Here is an 18061-nt window from a genome sequence, read left to right as displayed (position 1 = left end):
CGCCGACGCCGCTCGACCCCGCTGATGATCTCCATCCCACCCACCTGCCCTTACCGACACTCTTACGAACGTCAGTAAGATCAGCGGGCACCCAGGCCAGGGAAGGCGGCCGTCGGCGGATGGGTACGAAGAAGGCGGGCGGCGCGTAGATCGGATGATCGGCGAACACGAACCACGGGGCGCCCAGCTCCGGCTGATAGGCGAGGCGCCAGGCGGTCCATTGGGTCGCGGCCCAGACCGAGATCAACGCGATAAGGGCGACGATCAGAACCTGGCCCCAGAGAATGCGGGTGGCCGACATTGCGACACTCCTGACAGGGCAGTGCGCCGACCCTGGGAAAGGTCATCGGCGTTGCAAGACTTCGGCCCATGGTGTCGCGCGGCCGGATAGGTTGGCGTGCAGATCGGCGGGGGTTCAGCCGAGGCCCAGCCCGCGCTTGCGCCCGAGCGACCAGTCGACGGTTCCGCCAGGCTGGACGACGCCTGCGATGTGCCGCCCGAGGTGCTGGTCGATGGCGGGCTTCCACGGCACGAGCTCGAAGCCGAGGCCATTGTCGAGCATCACGAACCGGCCGGAGGCGAGCGTGACCCGTTGGCGATAGACGCCCGCGACCTGATCGCCGGCGCCGGAGGGGCGATGCGGCAGGCCTGTTTCCGTCGCCAGCCGAGCCGCAGCGTCTGCAAGTTCGCGCCGCCGCAGGGCTGCGATCAGATCTTTATCGAAGGTCGGCCCCTGCGGCTGCCGCCGGGCCAGCCCCTGGCTCGCGAGCCGGTCGATCCGTTGTTCGAGCGCCTCGCGAACTTCGCTGCCGAAGCCGGTCGCCGCCACCGGGGCCGGGTCGCGAGCGGTCAGGTGACGGTCGAGCCAGGTCGCTCCGGAGGCCGTGATCTGCTCGGCGAGAGAGAGGTCTGAGCGGACCGAGAGCGCGAGACGTTGCCGACCATCCGCGCCGGTGAACGGCCGGGCTTCAACGATCGCACCGATCGCCGCGTCGCCAGTCGCCGCGAGGTCTGGGAAGCGCACGTGATGCGTCCGGCCGTCGATGCCGTCGATCACAACATAGGCCGATCCGGTCAGCTCGTCCTGCAGGCCGCGGTCGACCAGGCGCCCCGTCACATTGGGCGCAGAGTCCCCGTGGATCGCGAAGGCGGCGACGCCGCGCGATTGTCCCTGACCCCCAAGCGCCCGGTGCATGGTCTTGATGATGTCGCCGCGTTCGCCAAGCGCACGCAGCGTCGCCTCGGCGTCGGGCGCCATCGTCCATTGGGCGGGGCCGATGGCCTCGGTGACGCCGAGCCGTTCGAGATGCTGAGCGCGTCCGACCAGGACGTGATGGAGCTGGCGGTCGTCGTGCGCCGCACCGCCCGGTCTCAGGTCGATGACGCCGCCGGCGTCGTCGGCGCAGCCGCGCAGCGTCCGGTCGAGGCCGGTCCAGCGCTCCGCATCCACCTCACGGCGCAGCGCCGCGGCGATGTCCCGCTCGCTACGCGGCCCAAGCTCGAGCGACACCAGGCGTTCGGCCTGGGCGCGCAATCCGCGGCCGATATAATCGCGGCTGATGACCAGGTCTGCCTGGTCGTCGGCGCGCCCCCGCACGAGGATGTGGACGTGCGGATTGTCGGTGTTGTGATGGGTCACCGCCACCCAGTCGAGGCGCGTGCCAAGGTCTTGTTCAGCCTGGACCATCAGATCGCGGGTGAAGCCTTGCAGATCGCCCATCTGGCCGGCGTCCTCGGGCGAGACGATGAAGCGGAAATGATGCCGATCGGCTTCGCACCGATCGGCGAAGGCGCGCCCGTCCACATCTTCGCTCTGGGCGTCGAACAGCCGTCCGGCGGCGCCGTCACGGTTGGTTCCGTCGCGCTGCAGGTAGCTGAGGTGGGTGGCGAGCGGCGCGGCGCGAAACCGGCTACCGCGATGACGCGCGACGCGAGCCTTGATGAGGACCCGGCGTCCGGGACTGCGCAGCGCCGCCCGCGCGCTGGCGAGGCGGCCGCGCCCGAAGGTCGAACGCCCGCGGCCCGCTCCGGCGAAGCGCGAGCCGGGATGGCCGGCGCGCTGGGCGGCGCGCATCACCTTTCCGACGAAGCTCTTGGCCTTGCCCCCGGGCGCGCCGCCGTCCCTGACCCGTCCCGGCCGGACATGAAGATCGCTGTCGCGCTGGCTCATGCGCCGATCCGGCCTTCGATGGCGCTGCTGGCGGCCAAGGGCCTGATCGGCCAGGGGAAATGAACAGAATGTCTGGCAGGGTCCGCACTGGTGCCAGACGAAAATAGCCTGTAATCCCAACCGCATAGCCCATCGCCGCAGGCAGGGTTTTTATCTTGCCCTCTGCTCTGTTTTTGCCTGCCGGATCCGCGGTTTGACGGACCCGCGCCGCCGCCGGTGCACTGCCGCCGCCGATCGCCGCCGTGTGCCCGCCGGTCGAGGAGGATCATCGCTGGGGATTCCGCTCGAAGGTCCGGGGCACGAACAGGCCGCTTGCTGCCGGTACGGGCGGAGCCAAACGCGTGATCGCCGCATCGTTTGCGTCGTTATCGGCCGCGCGCGCGGCGCCAAGTCCCGTGCGCGGAATGGCGATTTTTGGCGGTGAGGATTGGCGATCATTCGGCGCCGCGCGCGTCAGATCGGGCGCTGTGGCTTCGTCAGTCCGCCGCCGATCGACGGGCGATGCTTGCGACGCCAAATGGGCACTGATCTGCACGAAAAGCGGGGCCTCGAAGGGGGAAGGAGGAGGCGATGGGGGCGCGGCGACCGCGACGCTTTCGAGCGAAACGCCGAGCTCTGGCGCAAGGCGGGCGAGATAGTTGATCGTCTCGGCGGGCAGCGCGCGACGCCCCGCCAAATGGCTTTCCCAGCGTCCCGGACCGGCATTGTAGGCGGCGAGAAATCCTGGCGCGCCGTAGCGATCATACATCCGCCGCAGATAGGCGGCGCCGGCGAAAATGTTGTCGCGGACATCGAAGGGATCAGGCCCCAGACCGTACTGGCGCCGCAGTTCGGCGTAGGTCCCAGGCATGATCTGCATCAGCCCCATGGCGCCGGCCCGGGAGACGGCGGTTCGGTCGCCGGCGCTTTCGACGCGCATGACCGCACGTATCCAATGCTGCGGCACGCCAAAGCGGCGCGAGGCTTCTGCGATGGCGTCTGCCACGGGATCGATGCCCCTCGGCGACGCGGCGGGACGATCCTGGGCGGCGGCTTCATGGGCTGTGGCGCAACCGAACGCCAGGATGAGCGCAGCGAAACCAAGGCGAGCGGGGGCGATGATCCGCATCGTCAGTCGCCCTCCCGTGTCCACACGGGCCGGGCGCGGCCGATGATGCTGGAGGCTGGCAGAGGGCCGAAGTAGCGCCCGTCCAGCGACGCTGGGGTGCCGGGGTTCAGCAGGAAGACCTGGCCGTCCGTCAGCGTTATGCAGCCGCTCCAGACGGGCAGGGAGCGCCCGCGGCGATCGCGTAGCGACGCCTCGCCGACGATCTCTGCGTCGACCGTGATCGTGCGGCCGATGCGGCAAACGCGCTGTCCTGGAAGGGCGGCGACATGCTTGAGCAGCGGCACGCCTGGCGGGAGATAGCCGCCTTCGGAGAGAAAGCCGGCGAGCGGCGCTGGTGGCTCGACAGCGACGAGATCTCCCGCCGCCAGCGGCCGAGGCGGACTGATCGCGTAGAGGCCGATCGGCACGCTGGCGCTGGCGTTCCAGATCAGCCGCGGCGGCGGCTGCGTGACCGCCGTGATCGCAAGAAGCGCGACGGCGGCGGACGCCGCCATCAAGGGTTTCCAGGCGCGGGTCATAGGTCCAGGCTCCGCCGTGCGAGCCACGCCGCATGTCGCCGCGCCGTATAGGGGCGCGGCTCGTCAGCAGCGGCGAGGCGGTTGTGGATGTGTCGCCAATGATCGGGACAGGCGTCGGTCGGCGCCACGCCGAGCGCCTCGACCTGATCGATCGCGACGAGGACGCGCTCGACTTTGCGCCATCCGTTCGCCCGCAGCAGCAGTTCGCCGCCGGGAGTGACGCCGGGTATGGTGGTGTAGGCCTCTCCAGCGCGACAGGCGCGAAGGATGTCGATGCGCGAGACGATCGTGCCATGATCGCCCGAGGCCCAGCGGACGAAGGCGAAGACGCTGCCTGGCGCAAACCACAGGGCGCGACGGCGGCGATCCAGGATCTCCTCTTCGGCCACCTCGCCGAAGCGGATCCAGCGTTCGATCTTGCCTTCCAGATGAAGGAGCTCGACCCGGGTTCTGGCGGCGGCGAGCCCAGTCATGAGGCGTCGCCGTCGTCGGGGAACTCGCGGTCGAGCAGGGCGCGCAGCATGTCGGCCACGGTCTGGCCGTTGCGGAAGGCGATGATCTTGAGCCGGCCGCGCATGGCCGGGGTGACGTCGATCGTCAGGCGCGCGGTGAACGCCTCCTTGGGCCCGATCGCAGCGCGGTCCGGTGCGCGCACCCACGCCTCGGGATCGCTGGGACGCTGGATGAAGGCGGGCTTGCGGCTCCCGGTCATGGCGCCAGCCCATCGAGTTCGGCCGCACAGGCGCTGATCTCGCGCGCCGCCAGCTCGCCGCCGGTGATTTCGGAAGCCAGGCGCCCGGTCCGCGCGGCGTCGGCGAAGGCGACGCGCTGGCCGATGCGGCTCGCCAGCACCGGGGGATCCTGATCGATGAGGGCCTCGGCCGTCTCGCGGGCGATCACCGTGCGCGCCGCGCAACGGTTCAGAAGCATCCTGGCGCGTAGCTGCGGGCGGAAGACCCGGGCCTCGTCGAGCAGCCTGAGCATTTCGGCCGAAGCCCAGCCGTCGAAGGGAGAGGGCTGAGCCGGAATGACGATGAGATCGGCGGCGAGCAGCGCCGAGCGGGCGATCCCTGCGACGCGCGGCGGCCCATCGACGACCACATGGTCGACGTCGCGTCCAAGCTCCGGAAGCTCCTTGTGCAGCGTCTCGCGCGCCAGGCCCAGAACGCCGAACAGCCGCGGCAGACCCTCGCGCACGCGTTGTTCAGCCCAGTCCAGGGCCGAGCCTTGCGGGTCCGCATCGACGACAAGCACCCGCCGACCGCGAGCGCTCCAGGCGCCGGCCAGGTGCAAGGCGAGGGTCGTTTTGCCGACGCCGCCCTTCTGGTTGAGCAGGGCGACGATCATCGGCGTCCCCCCGCTGGCCGGCGCCTGGACCAAGCGGCTTCAGGGCGGATGCCGGGCGTTAGAAAGAATCCGTAGGATTCTAGGTTAGGGAAGTTAAGGGGCGGACAAGTCGCGGAGAAATAGGAATTATTCCGCCAATTCGGTCCCCGATGGCACGAGACCGCGGTCCCCGATGGCACGATAGTCCCGGTCCTCGATAGCACGAGACAATTCACAGCTTTTCCCCCGTCGCGGCGACCCGCAGGCGGCGAGGAATGGCGAAGTCCAGGGGATCGGTGGTGGGGACGAAGACCAGCCGATCGAAGCCATAGGGGCGTTCGAGCGTCAGCTTGTAACCAGGCAGCGGCTGGCGCCGGACGATGTCGCGCAGGTCGTAGGCGAAATGCTTCAGCGGGCTGAGCGAGCCGGACTTGGCGTGCAGATGGGTGAGGTCGAAGCTCCAGCCGCCGGGTTGGCGCCCGCCATGCTTGCGCACGATGCGGTACAGCCAGCGCTCGAGCCCGCCGGTGAGATCGAAGTAGGCGCGGTCGATGGTGAGAACGAGCGCATCGTCCAGGACCCCTGAGTAGAACCAGTCGGGGAGGATCAGCTCGATGCCATAGGGCCGGCCCTTGGCGTCGGCGGTTTCCTTCCATTCGTTGATCCAGGAGAAGCGGTGTCGCCTCCGCTCGGTGGGCTGGCGAATGGTGGTGGCGATCGTCGTCGCCTGCAGGCGGTCGAGGCCAGCCTTCAACCGGTCGTAGTCACGAACGGAGGTGCCTCGGCCGACAAAGGTCAGGATTTCATAGGGCGTCGCGGCCATCAGGCGGGAGGTGCGAAGGCCGTGGTCGCGGGCTTCCACCAGCTGGCTCGCCGCCCAGATCAGGACATCCGCGTCCCAGATCGTGGCCATGCCGTGCTCGGGGACGGCCTCGACGCGGATGGCGACAGGCCCCGCCTGAAAATCGATGGGCTTGAGGCGCTTGGATTTGGCCAGGCTGAAGAACGGATAGGCCATCAGGTCCTGCGCATCGCGTGGTGCGAGATCGCCCGGCAGCGCCCGGAACAGTTCCAGCTGCTCACGCTCAAGGGAGGGGCGTCGTCGCGCCGACATCGCACCGGATCCCGTACTCAGCCGCGCCGCTCGTCGGCGAAAGCCGGCGGGGCAATAGCGTGGCGTTTTGCCGGCAGGACCACGCTGCCGGTCTCATCGCTCGTCGAGGACTTGGCGCCGCGATCGACCCAGATCTGCAGGTCCTCGACGCGGTAGACCACGCGCCCGCCGATCTTGGAGTAGCGAGGTCCGGTGCCATAGGTTCGGTGCTTCTCGAGGGTGCGCCCTGAAAGGCCCAGAAACCGAGCGGCTTCGGGCGTGCGCAGGTAACGGGGCGGCAAGGCGGCGGGTGAGGACATATCGGGCCTCCGAAGGCTTGCGGCGGCCCGCGAGGGCGGCCGTCGGTCGGAGGCGAGATTGGCGAAGTGCAAAAGGGTCGAGGCGGGTCGGAAACGAGGGTCCGCTTTGCGACCCGGCGCAGGCCGGGATCGCCTGTCGATGCTAGGGCTTGAGGAGCTTGCGATAGCCGCCAGCGATCATGGCGAGGCCGTCGCGGATCAGGCGGGACGTGCGGCTGCGGAGGTGGTGGTCGTCGAAGGCGACGCCGTTGGGCACCGCGTCGGGACCGAAGATGACTTCGGCGATCTCGCGGCGGGTGGCGCTCGCCTGACGGCCGTCGGCGGCCCGCAGCGCCAGGGCGAGCCGCTCCCGCCGCGAAGGGCTGATGTCGCCCGGAGGCGTGCCGGAGGACTGGCCGAGTAGGATGCGCCACAAGTGCGCCAGTGCTTCAAGGCGGATCGGCGCGCTGGCGTCGAGCGGAACCAGCGCCATGAGCGGAGCGTCCGCCGGAAGGTCGGCCGGAGTTAGAGCTGTGCTCGCGCCGGTGGGCAGGCCCAGCTTGGCGTAGGCGCCCTCATCGGCGCGCCGCACCTGGCGCGCAGGGAGGTCTTTTGTGGTGATGACGGCCAGTCCGCTCGTGTCACCGACGAGCTGGACAAGGCGAGGATCAAGGCTCGGAAGCCAATAGACTTCGGCATCGCCTGCGGCCAGGCGTGGGTCCACGGCGAAATCGCAAGCCCCAGCGCTGCGCAATCACGTCGGCGGCTTCGGGCGTGTGGCGCACCGCGGACGCATAGGCCCGCCGATAGCCGATGTCGCGCCGCAGGAACTCCCAGGCCAGATCCGCAACCGGGAGCTGCGCCGCCTGATGATAGGCGGCCGGATCACGCCAGTTCGGCTTACTCGACATCACGATCCCCCTGACTGAGACGCGCTGGAGTTGCGCGCGCGGCAGAGGATTCGGGTTTCGGACGGAGATATTGAACCCCGGAGATGCTGAGCAAGTGATCGCGAAAACCGATCACGCCTTTTGCTCATCTCGGGCGTTGATTCTGATTGTCTCGCACCTTGGCAGGCGCAGCGCAACGCCTCCCCGGCGACAGCGCCTGGGGCGGTCATTTGCTCCAGACAAGACCTTGATAGCCCTGAGCGCTGATCCAGCGCGCCCGGGCCAGATGGCTGTCGTACAGGGTTCGTGCGTGCTCGGTGTCGACGTCGGGGTCGAGCCCGAAGACGATCCGCACCACTTCGCGCCAGTCAGCGCCCTCGTCAGCCGCGTCCAGCAGGCGCAGATAGGTCTGCATCTGCCCGCGATCATAGTCGGTCAGCTCGGGAGCGTCTGGCGCTTGATCCAAGAAGGGGCGGTCGTTCATCGCGGCGGGCCTTGTAGCGAAGGCTGGAGCGCAGAGTGAGCGAAACGCGATGGCGCGGCCACAGGGTAAATTCGCCGCCCTGCTGGAAGCCAAGAAGTGGGGACTGCTTCCACGCTCGACGCCTCCGCGCATGAGGTCTGTAGAGAATACTCCGTGGTGAAATACTCGACAAGCCCGTGCTGTCTCGTCCATGGAGATACGAGAGGTGCTCGCGCTTAACCTGAGGACTTACCGGCAGGCCCAGGAGCTTTCGCAGGAAGAGCTGGCGCACCGTGCCGACATTGACCGGACCTATATCAGCGCATTGGAGCGATGCGTCTACGCCGCGAGCATCGATGTCGTCGATCGGCTGGCGCGGGTGCTGGGGATAGACGCCGCAGATCTCTTGCGGCCACCCAGCGCATCACATGACGCCGGAGCGCCGCCGCCAGCTTGATCCGGCGCTTCATGCCCGCTCGTCTTCGCCTATCAAGCGAAGCCCCGCCCGGGCTAGCCCGGGCGGGGTGGTCGGCTCAGTCGCCGTTGCGCTTGGAGGCGCGGGACCAGATCAGGCTGAAGGTGTCGCCGTCCTCGTCGTCGAAGAGGTTGGCGTAAATCGGAGCGGTGAAGCTGGGATCGTCCAGCTTGAGGCCCAGATAGTCGCGCCCCTCGTTGGAGGTCTTGCTCCAGGCGGCGCCGATCTCGGCCCGGCCGACATAGACCCGGTGGCTGGGCGCGTTGTCGCCGCTGCGGTTGGTCTCGGGGACGATGCGGACCCCCTTGGCCTGGACGCTCAGGGTGACGATCTCGCCGTTGAACTCGTTTCCGCTCTTCTTGAAGGTGCCGATGGTGGCCATGGTCGTTCTCCTTGGATGGTGTCTCGAGCACCGCGCCCATCGCGGCCTCGATGGTGATCGAAGGGCCGCAAGGCGAGCGACGACGCACCCGACAGGGCCGCAGCGCAGCGGAGGATGTCGGTCGGGAGACTTTCTTGTCCCGCGAGGAGGCCCAAAGGGCCGGGGAAGAAAGTCGGACGAACGACGTTGCGGCTGAGGCGCTCGAGGCGAAGCCGTCCTTCGGCCAGATCAGCCCATCAAGAGACCGCGGAGGGGCGTGCTTTGACAGCCGATCCGACGACAGACCTGGCGAACTTGCCAACCGCCAAGCAAGGCGAAAGGCTCGGCGTAGGGCGTCCGGCCAGTCCAGCGTGCAAATCGGCGTATCGGGTCCACGCGCCGAACGCTGCCCGACCCGCCTTCCTACCCCGGGTTTTCGGCTGGTGAAGCGCCGCTCCGAGCCGTCAAAATCCCCCGGGAGCGTGAGCGCCCAAGCAGGATCGTTCCACGACACCGTCGCTTTGCCGCCTCTGGCGCACGGTCCTGCACCGCAGATCAGGGGGCCGTTACCCCAACGCCCGGCGCAGAGCCCCTGCACGCCGCTTCAGCCAGTCTGGCGGCTTCGCGCGTCCGGGGCACCCATCAGTGCCGGGACATGCGCAGTTCGCGCGCGGCCATGGGTTCGACCCGCTCGCGAGGCAGGCTCAGGCGGGCCAGCGCGGTGAACCCGATGACGAGTCCGCCGATGATCGCAAAGGCTTGCCGCCATCCTTCAGTCGGAATCGCCATTGCGGCCAGGCCAAGCGTGGCATGGTAGCCCGCGATGGCTGCGGGAGCCGCGAACACGGCGGCGACCGCCAGTCTCACCGGGGTCGACGGCGCCAAGGTGAAGACGAGTTGGCCCGCGACGAGCGTGGTCGCCCCGACCAGGAGACCGACGAGAATGCCGCCGAAGGGACCGGCGCCGGCGTCCATGGCGAGCAGCCCGACCGACACACCCGCGAACAGGGGCAGCGCGAAGGCGGCGAGGTTGAACAGCAGCCAGCACATCGCGCCTAGCGCGACGACCAGTATGACGAGACCGGGAATGATCATGGTGGTGCACTCCGTTGCAAAGAGGAACGGTCGCGCCTCCACCACCACCACAGCGCGGATGTCAGTATAGCCGCAAAAGCGGCTTGGCGGGAACGCGGTTTTGCGCTCCCGCACGCGGCAGCTGGTTCATGCCCACGGATCGTATTCATGAACGATGCTCTCGGGATCGCCATCGAACTCGGATGACGGCATCACGCCGAACCCCGGACCGGCCTTGAAGAGGGTGACGCAGACCATCAGGGTTTTGGCGAGGCTCCAGGCGCTGCGTTGGGCGAGAGAAAGCGACATCGTACCGGCTCCTGTCTGGAGGCGGGGACCATCCCCGCTCGACAGGCGCCCGAAGCGTCCGGAACACGGCCGCGATCACCGCGCCGGCGTCAGCCCAGCGGCCGCAAGCTCTGCTTAGCGGACCCTTCACGGGTTGATCGTGGAAGGCCGGGATCTGGACCAAGGATTGCGGCTATGAGAGCAGGGTGCTTCGCCGTGGTCATGTGCCGGGTCGCAGCGACAAGACGTGCCGAGCGACAGGAGCGATGCGTGCATCACAGGGACGAGATTGTTTCATTTGGTAGCTTTGACCGAGAGATCACTCGGCTAACGACAATGCTGGAAAGCTTGGGTGTGCCAGTTGATTCCAGTTCGGACTTGAAAGCCCAAGGCTACGCGGCGTTCTCGACCCTCTACTATTCTGTGTTCAGCGATGAACGGCCTGCGATGGATCGGTGGGAAGAGGTCCAAGCTGGCGGAGCTTTGGCGGGACTTGGCGACCTCGCTTCGAAGATCAATCGGGCCGTCGACAGCGGGGGGTTTGAAGCTATCAGACCGCATCTTGCCAAGATGGTGACTGGCTCGGTTCGTATGAATGCCTCAAGCCGCGTGACGGATGAGGCAGCCAACAAGAACAGTGAACTCTATGTCGGCTGTTTGGCCTTGGGCAGCGGAATGGCCGTCGACTTGGAAGACCCAAAAGCAAGCGCTGGAGGGACCAACCCGGATGTTTTGTTGACCCATGGAGGAACGGAATGGTCGATCGCCGTCAAGGCGAGCCATTCTTCCAAGGGCCCCACCATCTTCGGCAATGTCCAGAAGGCGGTGCAGCAGATCGAGCGCTCGGAGCGAAACGGCGTCGTGTTCATCAACGTCAAGAACATCCTGGAACACGAGGCGATGGCAAGGAGCGGCGCGTTCTCGAGCACGTCAGAGGCGACATCAGCGGTCGGCGCGGCGGTTGATGGCGTCGTTCGAGAGGTACGTTCATCTATCGTTGATCAGGATTGGCGCGACCTTTTCGACGGTAAGCGGGCGCGTCCCCTCATCGCCTTCATGGGGCAGGTGACCGTTTCAGCTATGGTGCCGATGATCGGACCCATGTTTGTGCCAGTGAAGGTTATGCGCGTCCTTACCGTCCCACCAGCGCCGACGGATCCAACAGCTCTGACTGGATTGGACGCCGGCGCTTGGCAGCTCCTCGATGCGCTGAATGAGGAGTTGCAGCGAAACCCATAGGCCAGCGCTGGAAGCAACGGGCGGCGTTCACCCGCCCCCGCCCTTGCGGAAGTCGAACAGCGGAATTCCCATCTTGCGGGCCTTGTCGGCGAGATTGTCGGAGATGCCGGAGCCCGGGAACACCACGACCCCGATCGGCAGCACCTCGAGAAGCTGATCGTTGCGCTTGAACGGAGCGGCCTTGGCGTGACGGGTCCAGTCAGGTTTGAACGCCACCTGCGCGACCTTGCGATTGTCGGCCCAGCAGGCGGCGATGCGCTCGGCGCCCCTGGGCGATCCGCCATGCAGCAGCACCATGTCGGAATGTTTGGCCCGGACCCGGTCCAGCGCCGTCCAGATCGCTTGGTGATCGTTGAAGTCCGTTCCGCCGGTGAAGGCGACCTTGGCGCCGGCGGGCAGCATCACCTCGTTCTCGGCGCGCTTGCGCGCGGCGATGAAGTCGCGGCTGTCGATCATCGCCGAGGTCAGGGCCTTGCGGTTGACCATCGAGCCAGTCCGCGGCCGCCATGCCGTGCGAAGGTGGGTTTCGAACTGGTCGGCCGCCTGGTCACGCATGAACTCGAAAGCGTTGCGGCGTTCGATCAGGGTCAGGCCTTCGGCGATGAGGCGCTCCAGGTCGACGGACTTGACCTCCGAGCCGTCCTGTTCGCGCTGGGCGCGCTTCTGGGCTTGCTCATTATCGTCGAGCTCGCGCTCGATCCGCTCCGCGGCGCGGTGGAAGAGGTTGACGGTCGACCAGAGCAGATCGTCGAGATCGGGCTCCAGGCGGGTGTCCTGAAACGTCGAGGCCAGGGCGTCGAAGATGTCGGCGATGGCGCCGCGGGCGTGGTGTTCCTCGGGTAGCGGTCGCGGATCAAGCTCGTCTTGAAAGGGGCGGTGGCCGAAGAGCTGGAGTTCATCGAGCAGGGAGGATGTCGAGGATTGCTCGTGCGGCGGTTCGAAATCGGGATCGGTTGTCATGGTCTTCGCTCTTCCGGCTGGCGACCGCGCCCATCGCGGCCTTCGCAGGCGACGAAGAGCGGGGGCGGACCGGGCCTGCACCGCCGGTCCGAAGGACCGAGCGGCCGCAGCGCAGCGCAGGACGGCGAAGGCGGGCTATTTTGCACTCGCGATGCAAAGGTCCGTCAGGACCGGCGGAAAATATCCCGGCGCAGCCGTTGCCGACCCGGCCCGCCTCCGGTCCGATCGCCCTCTCGGAAGGCCGTGGGCGCGGCTCTCACGCCGAAGCGAGGAACCGGCACCCCCATTCCCGTTCCGGCCGGCATGATCATCGCTGACAACGTGGTGATCATCGCACGCAGAGGCGCGCCGCATCCTCAGGGGCGAGCTGGCTCCGCACCTGTGCCGCCAGCGCCTCGCGTCCCAGTCGCCGAAGATCGTCGTTGAAGTCGTCGTGGGCCGGTTCGAGTGGCGCCACCTCGACACCGAGGTCTGCGGCCCGTCTGGCGAGCGTTTCATGCGCCCGTTCGCCAGCGGGATCCTGGTCGCGCGCGATGTAGAGCCGGCGTAGCGTCGATGGCAGGCGCAGGGCGGCCAGGTGATTGGCCGACAGGGCGGCGGCCATCGGCAGGTCGGGCGCAATCTGCCGGAGCGACAACATCGTCTCGATGCCCTCGCCGGCGGCGAGCAGGTCGGTTGCGCGGCCGAAACGCACGGCGTTGCCGAGGAGATGGCCCATCGCGCGCCGAGGAGACGAAACCTGCGCCTTGTCGTCGCCTGAAGAGGCGAGCCAGGTGCGATGCGCGCCTGTGATCGCGCCGTCGAGATCGGTGACGGCGGCGATCAGCGCCGGCCAGGCGTCGCGTGCGCGGTCGCGGGGATCGTCCGCATCGCCGCGATACCAGCAGCGGGGATGAAAGCGGAGAGCACCGCAGTGGCGCAGATCCGTAATGCCGCGTCGGCGCAAATACGCTTGTGCGATTGTACCCGCGATTGGTCTGGCCATGGCGAACAGGCGCCGTGCGGCTTCGGGCGAGCCGGTCGGCGCCGGTGGCTCGCGGCGTCCGGTGATGGACGCCTCCGGCCGAGGCAGTCGGAGAAACCGCCGCGCTTCATCCAGAGTGTCGCGCAGCGTGGGCAGCCGCTTGCGGGCGGCGATCAGGTCGAGGAGATCGCCATGATCGCCGGTGGCGGCGTCGGTCCATTTGCCAGCCCCGCCATGGGCGTCGTCAGCGCCTCGCAAGCGGACATAGAGGCTCCGACCCGGATTGTTGTCGACATCTCCGACCAACCAGTAGCGCCCTTCGCGCCGACCGTTGGAGAGATAGTGACGGCACACCGCTTCGGCTTCGCGCGCGAGGCGGTGCGCCAGCTCTGCGGCTGGTCCCTGCATCGCAGATGTCCGCTCAGGCCGCGACATGGGCGCCGCCGCCCCGGGCTACGACACGGGCGAGCGGATGACGCGAAAGCAGGGCGGCGAGCACCGATGGGCCGTTCGCGCCGGTCGGGATGAACAGCCGCAGCTTCCAGGCGATGATCTCGGACATGAGACCCATCGCCTTGAGGCGCGCGACCATGCCGTCGGTGAAACCGACGAGTTCGAGCCGCTGGCCCCCCATGACCAGCGATCGGCGCACGGTCATCGCATCCGCCAGGTGAAGGGTCTCGCCCCTGACGAGCACGCCGGCGAACGCCTCGGCGGGTCCGACGGCGGGGGGTGTATCGTCAAACGCCTCGGCGACCCACGCCGGTGAGACCTGGCGTCCGATCACACGCTCGCCGTCGTCGCTCTGGAGCCGATAGACGCGGCAGCCTTCGGTCGGCAGGCGCCGCCAGATCGGCAGCAGCAGACCGGTGACGATATGGAGGGTCGCCTCGGTGAAGGCCGGCAGGTCCGCGACCTCGGCGTTCCAGGCCTGCGTGAATCGGCTGGCGTCGACGTCTTCCCACGCGGTTGCGCAGAGCGCGGACTCCGCCATGGCCGTCCGCTCCATCGGGCGCAGCAAGCGGACGCGGCGCTCCACTTCGCCGTCGTCCAGGGTGAGGCTGGGGGCGGGGACTTGCACCGCCGCGCGTTGCGAGCGGCTGTTGATCAGCAGGCGGCATCCCGGCTCGCCGGTGCGTTCGAGCGCGTCTTCGAGGCTCAGCGGCGTGGTGGGATTGCGCTCGAGGACGGTGAACACCTGGGTTTCGGCGCCCGAAGCCGGATGGGTGTAGAGCGTGCGCCGCGCGGCGACGCGCAGCGAGTGCGCGGTGATGGTTTCGACCCCGCGGTCAAAGACGCCGGCGCTGATCGCCCCTTCGATCTTGGCCCGCAGCAGGCCTTCGAACACTTCGAACAAGGTGTCCTGAAGCGCGATCGTCAGCGCCAGCATCCGATTGAGAAACTGGGTGATGGGCGGCAGATCCTCGCGGATCGTGCCGTCGCGATCGGTGAGTTTCAGGCCCGTGGCGTCTTCGAACCGCTGGAGAGAGCAGCCCGGCACCTTGCCGAGCAGTAGCAGCATATAGAGCTGGCGCAGCGCGGCCTTGGCGTAGGGGCTTTCGAGATTGTCCTCGGCCCGGAACAGGCCCTGGCCGCCGGTCTGCCGCTGACCCCTGGTGATGGCGCCCAGGCTGTCGAGCCGCCGGGCGATGGTCGACAAGAAGCGCTTCTCGGCCTTCACATTGGTCGAAATCGGCCGAAAGACCGGCGGCTGGGCCTGATGCGTGCGGTTGGTGCGCCCCAGACCCTGGATGGCGGTGTCGGCCTTCCAGCCCGCCTCCAGCAGATAGTGGATGCGCAAGCGCTGGTTCTTCGCGCCAAGATCGGCGTGATAGCTGCGGCCGGTGCCGCCCGCGTCGGAAAAGATCAGGATGCGCTTGTCGTCATCCTGGAAGGCGGCGGTCTCGGCGAGATTGGCGCCCGCAGCGCGTCCTTCCACGGCGAGGCGCCGCTCGCCATCTGTGCCCGTGCGGGCCACCACGCGGCGCGACCGCCCCGTCACCTCGGCGACCTGTTCGGTCCCAAACCTCTGGATGATCTGATCGAGCGCGCCCTGGACCGGCGCCAGCGCGGCCAGATGCTCGATCAGCCGGTCGCGGCGCTCGACCGCATCGCGGCATTGCACGGGCTGGCCGTCGCGAAAGGCCGGGCGGGACGAGAGATTGCCCTCGCCGTCGGTGAACGGCTCGAAGAGCTGGGTGGGGAAGGAATGGACGAGATAGTCCAGGACATATTCGCGCGGCGTGATGTCGACCGCCACATCGTTCCAGTCTTCGGTCGGGATATCGGCGAGGCGGCGCTCCAGCAGCGCTTCGCCGGTGGAGACGATCTGGACGACGCAGGCGTGCCCGGCGGCGAGATCGCGGTCGATAGCGCTGATCAGGGCCGGCGTCTTCATCGCGGTGATCAGGTGATTGAAGAAGCGCTGCTTGGCGCTTTCAAAGGCTGAGCGGGCGGCCGATTTGGCCTGGGCGTTCAGCGTTCGCGATCCGCCTTCGGGGCCAGACCCCGTGATGTTGGCGGCTTCCAGCGCGGCCGACAGGTTGTTGTGGATGATCTCGAAGGCACCCGCATAGGCGTCGTAGATCCGGGCCTGTTCAGCGCTGAGGGCATGTTCGACGATCTCGTACTCGACGCCGTCATAGGAGACGGATCGCGCGGTATAGAGGCCGAGCGCCTTCAGGTCGCGCGCGAGCACCTCCATCGCCGCCACCCCGCCGGCCTCGATCGCCTCGACGAATTCGGCGCGGGTGGCGAAGGGGAAATCATCGCCGCCCCAAAGCCCGAGCCGCTGGGCGTAGGCGAGGTTGTGAACCGTGGTGGCCCCGGTTGCCGAGACGTAGAGGATGCGGGCGCCCGGCAGGGCGTGCTGCAGGCGAAGGCCCGCCTTGCCCTGCTGCGAGGCGGCTTGGTCTCCCCGCTCGCCCTTGCCGCCGGCGGCGTTCTGCATGGCGTGGGATTCGTCGAACACGATGACCCCGTCGAAGTCGGCGCCCAACCAATCGACGATCTGGCGGACCCGCGAAACCTTACCGTCGCGCTCGTCGGACCGTAGCGTGGCGTAGGTGGCGAATAGGATGCCTTCGTCCAGCCGGATCGGGGCGCCCTGGCGAAAGCGCGAGAGGGGCGTGACGAGCAGCCGCTCCTGGCCAAGCGCCGACCAGTCGCGCTGGGCGTCTTCGATCAGCGCGTCGGATTTGGAGACCCAGAGCGCGCGGCGGCGGCCCTTCAGCCAGTTGTCGAGGATGACGCCGGCGACCTGACGGCCCTTGCCGGCGCCGGTGCCGTCGCCCAGCATGAAGCCGCGGCGGAAACGCACCGCGCCCTCGCTGTCATCGCCCGCGGCGCTGACCTGGTCGAAGGTTGCATCGACGCTCCAGGCGCCGGCCAGATGGCCGCCATGGGCCTCGCCGGCATGGATGACCGTTTCGAGCTGGGCGTCCGACAACAGACCCGCCGCGACCAGTCCGTCGGGCAGGAGCGGGACATAGCCCGGCTTGGGCGGGCAGACCGACGCCATTGAGGCCGACTGCACCAGCGGGGTGGGATGCGGCTTGGCGCCCTCGATGGCGATCGATTGCAGGACATAGGGCTCATAGAGCGCTTCGGTCAGCCGGTCGCCGGCAGGCGGGCTCCAGTCGCACACCGTGTAGCCAAGCGGCCGGCCGCTGATCTGCGCCGGTGGCGGAGCCGGTCGGCGCGCCGGCGAAGCGGCTCTGTGCAAAGCCGGCTTTGGGCAAAGCCGGCGCGTCGGGTGCGCGGGCGTGACGGCGGCGCGCGGCGGCACATGAGCGTCCACCCAGGTCAGCAACTGCGCGGCGTTGGCGGCCATGCCGGGCGAGTCGGGAAAGAGGTCGGGATCCTCGGCCGGGGTGCGGTCGATGATCGTCAGGCGCGTTTCGGTGCTGGTGCCATGCCGCGCATAGACCGATCCATCGATGGCGGCGGAGAACAGGATGCGGCCGCGCTGCTGGAGACGGCTGAAGGCGTCGCGCCAGGCCGCGTTGTGGGGCGACAGACCCGCGCCGGTGATGGCGACCAACCGACCCCCGTCGGCCAGGCGGGCCAGAGCCGACGCCATGTGACGCAAGGCGGCGTCGGCGACACGGCCCTGGACATGGGCCCCGGCCGAGAAGGGCGGGTTCATCAGGACGACGGTGGGGATCACCGCAGCGTCGAGGTGGTCGTGGATGTGGGCCGCGTCGAACCGGCTGACAGGCGAGGCGGGAAACAGGTGACCGAGCAGTTCGGCGCGCCCGTCGCCCAGTTCGTTGAGCGCCAGCTCGGAACCCGCGATCTCGGCGAAGATGGCGAGCAGCCCGGTGCCGGCCGAGGGTTCGAGCACCAGGTCTCCGGCTCCGAGCCCCGCGGCGCGCGCGGCGATCCAGGCGAGCGGGATCGGTGTCGAGAATTGCTGGAGCGTCTCGCTTTCCTGCGACCGTCGGGTCTGGCTGGGCAGGAGCCCGGCGATCTTGCTGATCATGGCCAGCTGAGCGGCTGAGGGTTGACGCGACAGGGCTGGGCCGAACCGGCGCAGGAACAGAAGCTGCGCGGCCTCGCAGGCTTCATAGGCGTCCTTCCAGTCCCAGAACCCTTGCGCGTCGGAGCCCTGGAACGCGGCCTCCATGGCGGCGCGCAAGGCGCGCGCGTCGACGGCAACGCCCTGAACGAGCAGCGGCAGGAGGGTGTCGGCGGCGCGGCAAAGCGCCAGGGCGCGGTGGGTCGGGCTGGCGGGCGTCTCGCGCGGCGCCGGCGAAGCCAGGGCGGTCAGGGTCATGTTCGATCATCCAGGAGAGCGGGAGAAAGGCGAGCCGACCGGCGCTCTCTCTCGAC

General features: G+C 68.2%; 20 protein-coding genes. 2 read left to right on the top strand and 18 right to left on the bottom strand.

Features of this window, described 5'->3' with window-relative positions; translation table 11 throughout:
* The 12 genes from ACO1BU_RS19330 to ACO1BU_RS19275 all read right to left on the bottom strand — a co-directional run.
* Positions 1–301: hypothetical protein (locus ACO1BU_RS19330; protein WP_424137597.1), on the bottom strand; the 301-nt coding region annotated here is incomplete at its 3' end.
* A 114-nt stretch (positions 302–415) separates the two neighbouring features.
* Positions 416–2170, bottom strand: coding sequence for a relaxase/mobilization nuclease domain-containing protein (locus tag ACO1BU_RS19325; RefSeq protein ID WP_424137596.1), 1755 nt, complete (start codon positions 2168–2170; stop codon positions 416–418).
* A gap of 265 nt (positions 2171–2435) precedes the next feature.
* Positions 2436–3278 (bottom strand): lytic transglycosylase domain-containing protein, encoded by an 843-nt coding sequence (locus tag ACO1BU_RS19320; protein ID WP_424137595.1) that lies wholly within the window; start codon positions 3276–3278, stop codon positions 2436–2438.
* A gap of 2 nt (positions 3279–3280) precedes the next feature.
* Positions 3281–3772 (bottom strand): S26 family signal peptidase, encoded by a 492-nt coding sequence (locus tag ACO1BU_RS19315; protein WP_424137594.1) that lies wholly within the window; start codon positions 3770–3772, stop codon positions 3281–3283.
* Between the two features lie 20 nt (positions 3773–3792).
* Positions 3793–4269 (bottom strand): DUF2840 domain-containing protein, encoded by a 477-nt coding sequence (locus tag ACO1BU_RS19310; RefSeq protein WP_424137593.1) that lies wholly within the window; start codon positions 4267–4269, stop codon positions 3793–3795.
* Complete coding sequence (locus ACO1BU_RS19305) at positions 4266–4508, bottom strand: ribbon-helix-helix protein (protein ID WP_424137592.1); 243 nt, start codon at positions 4506–4508, stop codon at positions 4266–4268. Before ACO1BU_RS19305 ends, ACO1BU_RS19310 begins: the two co-directional genes overlap by 4 nt.
* Entirely contained in the window at positions 4505–5143 is a 639-nt protein-coding gene (parA, locus tag ACO1BU_RS19300; RefSeq protein ID WP_305281299.1) for a ParA family partition ATPase, read from the bottom strand. The genes ACO1BU_RS19305 and parA overlap by 4 nt, the downstream gene beginning before the upstream one ends.
* A 211-nt stretch (positions 5144–5354) precedes the next feature.
* Entirely contained in the window at positions 5355–6236 is an 882-nt protein-coding gene (locus tag ACO1BU_RS19295) for a replication initiator protein A (RefSeq protein ID WP_305281296.1), read from the bottom strand.
* 17 nt (positions 6237–6253) lie between these two features.
* Entirely contained in the window at positions 6254–6535 is a 282-nt protein-coding gene (locus tag ACO1BU_RS19290; protein WP_300576479.1) for a helix-turn-helix transcriptional regulator, read from the bottom strand.
* Between the two features lie 142 nt (positions 6536–6677).
* Positions 6678–7238 (bottom strand): DUF2285 domain-containing protein, encoded by a 561-nt coding sequence (locus ACO1BU_RS19285; RefSeq protein ID WP_424137591.1) that lies wholly within the window; start codon positions 7236–7238, stop codon positions 6678–6680.
* Positions 7183–7425, bottom strand: coding sequence for a transcriptional regulator domain-containing protein (locus ACO1BU_RS19280; RefSeq protein WP_424137590.1), 243 nt, complete (start codon positions 7423–7425; stop codon positions 7183–7185). Before ACO1BU_RS19280 ends, ACO1BU_RS19285 begins: the two co-directional genes overlap by 56 nt.
* Before the next feature lie 205 nt (positions 7426–7630).
* The gene (locus ACO1BU_RS19275) at positions 7631–7888 is read right to left on the bottom strand and encodes a DNA -binding domain-containing protein (RefSeq protein WP_424137589.1); all 258 of its coding nucleotides are present in this window, start codon (positions 7886–7888) and stop codon (positions 7631–7633) included.
* Between the two features lie 205 nt (positions 7889–8093).
* On the opposite strand from ACO1BU_RS19275, the gene ACO1BU_RS19270 reads away from it, so the two are divergent.
* Positions 8094–8324: a helix-turn-helix domain-containing protein gene (locus ACO1BU_RS19270; RefSeq protein WP_424137588.1), complete on the top strand. Its 231-nt coding sequence runs from the start codon at positions 8094–8096 to the stop codon at positions 8322–8324.
* 76 nt (positions 8325–8400) lie between these two features.
* Here ACO1BU_RS19270 and ACO1BU_RS19265 read toward each other — a convergent pair whose 3' ends face one another.
* From ACO1BU_RS19265 to ACO1BU_RS19255, 3 genes are all read right to left on the bottom strand, one after another.
* Positions 8401–8724 carry a DUF736 domain-containing protein gene (locus ACO1BU_RS19265; RefSeq protein WP_293418161.1) on the bottom strand — a complete coding sequence of 108 codons (324 nt, stop codon included), beginning with the start codon at positions 8722–8724 and terminating at the stop codon, positions 8401–8403.
* A 621-nt stretch (positions 8725–9345) separates the two neighbouring features.
* Complete coding sequence (locus ACO1BU_RS19260; protein WP_424137587.1) at positions 9346–9912, bottom strand: hypothetical protein; 567 nt, start codon at positions 9910–9912, stop codon at positions 9346–9348.
* Positions 9913–9924: 12 nt separating this feature from the next.
* Entirely contained in the window at positions 9925–10086 is a 162-nt protein-coding gene (locus ACO1BU_RS19255; RefSeq protein ID WP_305281278.1) for a hypothetical protein, read from the bottom strand.
* A 249-nt stretch (positions 10087–10335) separates the two neighbouring features.
* Here ACO1BU_RS19255 and ACO1BU_RS19250 point away from each other — a divergent pair, with 249 nt between their 5' ends.
* Positions 10336–11304 carry a hypothetical protein gene (locus tag ACO1BU_RS19250; protein WP_424137586.1) on the top strand — a complete coding sequence of 323 codons (969 nt, stop codon included), beginning with the start codon at positions 10336–10338 and terminating at the stop codon, positions 11302–11304.
* Between the two features lie 27 nt (positions 11305–11331).
* Here the strand turns inward: ACO1BU_RS19250 and ACO1BU_RS19245 are convergent, their stop codons facing one another.
* From ACO1BU_RS19245 to ACO1BU_RS19235, 3 genes are all read right to left on the bottom strand, one after another.
* Positions 11332–12264, bottom strand: a complete 933-nt coding sequence (locus tag ACO1BU_RS19245; protein WP_424137585.1) for a DUF2493 domain-containing protein — start codon at positions 12262–12264, stop codon at positions 11332–11334.
* 328 nt (positions 12265–12592) lie between these two features.
* Positions 12593–13636 (bottom strand): DUF7146 domain-containing protein, encoded by a 1044-nt coding sequence (locus tag ACO1BU_RS19240; protein ID WP_424137584.1) that lies wholly within the window; start codon positions 13634–13636, stop codon positions 12593–12595.
* Between the two features lie 13 nt (positions 13637–13649).
* Positions 13650–18005, bottom strand: a complete 4356-nt coding sequence (locus ACO1BU_RS19235) for a strawberry notch-like NTP hydrolase domain-containing protein (RefSeq protein WP_424137583.1) — start codon at positions 18003–18005, stop codon at positions 13650–13652.
* Positions 18006–18061: the final 56 nt, after the last annotated feature.

Origin of the sequence: Roseomonas chloroacetimidivorans, assembly GCF_049629625.1 — a bacterium.
In the GTDB taxonomy this organism is placed as follows: Bacteria; Pseudomonadota; Alphaproteobacteria; order Acetobacterales; family Acetobacteraceae; genus Roseomonas; species Roseomonas chloroacetimidivorans.
This window is presented reverse-complemented; position numbering and strand designations above follow the sequence as displayed.

Coding starts and splice junctions, on each gene's coding strand:
- ACO1BU_RS19280 (WP_424137590.1), bottom strand. CDS start 7,425: ATGTCGAGTAAGCCGAACTGGCGTGATCCGGCCGCCTATCATCAGGCG.
- ACO1BU_RS19305 (WP_424137592.1), bottom strand. CDS start 4,508: ATGACCGGGAGCCGCAAGCCCGCCTTCATCCAGCGTCCCAGCGATCCC.
- ACO1BU_RS19325 (WP_424137596.1), bottom strand. CDS start 2,170: ATGAGCCAGCGCGACAGCGATCTTCATGTCCGGCCGGGACGGGTCAGG.
- ACO1BU_RS19310 (WP_424137593.1), bottom strand. CDS start 4,269: ATGACTGGGCTCGCCGCCGCCAGAACCCGGGTCGAGCTCCTTCATCTG.
- ACO1BU_RS19265 (WP_293418161.1), bottom strand. CDS start 8,724: ATGGCCACCATCGGCACCTTCAAGAAGAGCGGAAACGAGTTCAACGGC.
- parA (WP_305281299.1), bottom strand. CDS start 5,143: ATGATCGTCGCCCTGCTCAACCAGAAGGGCGGCGTCGGCAAAACGACC.
- ACO1BU_RS19235 (WP_424137583.1), bottom strand. CDS start 18,005: ATGACCCTGACCGCCCTGGCTTCGCCGGCGCCGCGCGAGACGCCCGCC.
- ACO1BU_RS19255 (WP_305281278.1), bottom strand. CDS start 10,086: ATGTCGCTTTCTCTCGCCCAACGCAGCGCCTGGAGCCTCGCCAAAACC.
- ACO1BU_RS19315 (WP_424137594.1), bottom strand. CDS start 3,772: ATGGCGGCGTCCGCCGCCGTCGCGCTTCTTGCGATCACGGCGGTCACG.
- ACO1BU_RS19275 (WP_424137589.1), bottom strand. CDS start 7,888: ATGAACGACCGCCCCTTCTTGGATCAAGCGCCAGACGCTCCCGAGCTG.
- ACO1BU_RS19320 (WP_424137595.1), bottom strand. CDS start 3,278: ATGCGGATCATCGCCCCCGCTCGCCTTGGTTTCGCTGCGCTCATCCTG.
- ACO1BU_RS19240 (WP_424137584.1), bottom strand. CDS start 13,636: ATGCAGGGACCAGCCGCAGAGCTGGCGCACCGCCTCGCGCGCGAAGCC.
- ACO1BU_RS19245 (WP_424137585.1), bottom strand. CDS start 12,264: ATGACAACCGATCCCGATTTCGAACCGCCGCACGAGCAATCCTCGACA.
- ACO1BU_RS19290 (WP_300576479.1), bottom strand. CDS start 6,535: ATGTCCTCACCCGCCGCCTTGCCGCCCCGTTACCTGCGCACGCCCGAA.
- ACO1BU_RS19295 (WP_305281296.1), bottom strand. CDS start 6,236: ATGTCGGCGCGACGACGCCCCTCCCTTGAGCGTGAGCAGCTGGAACTG.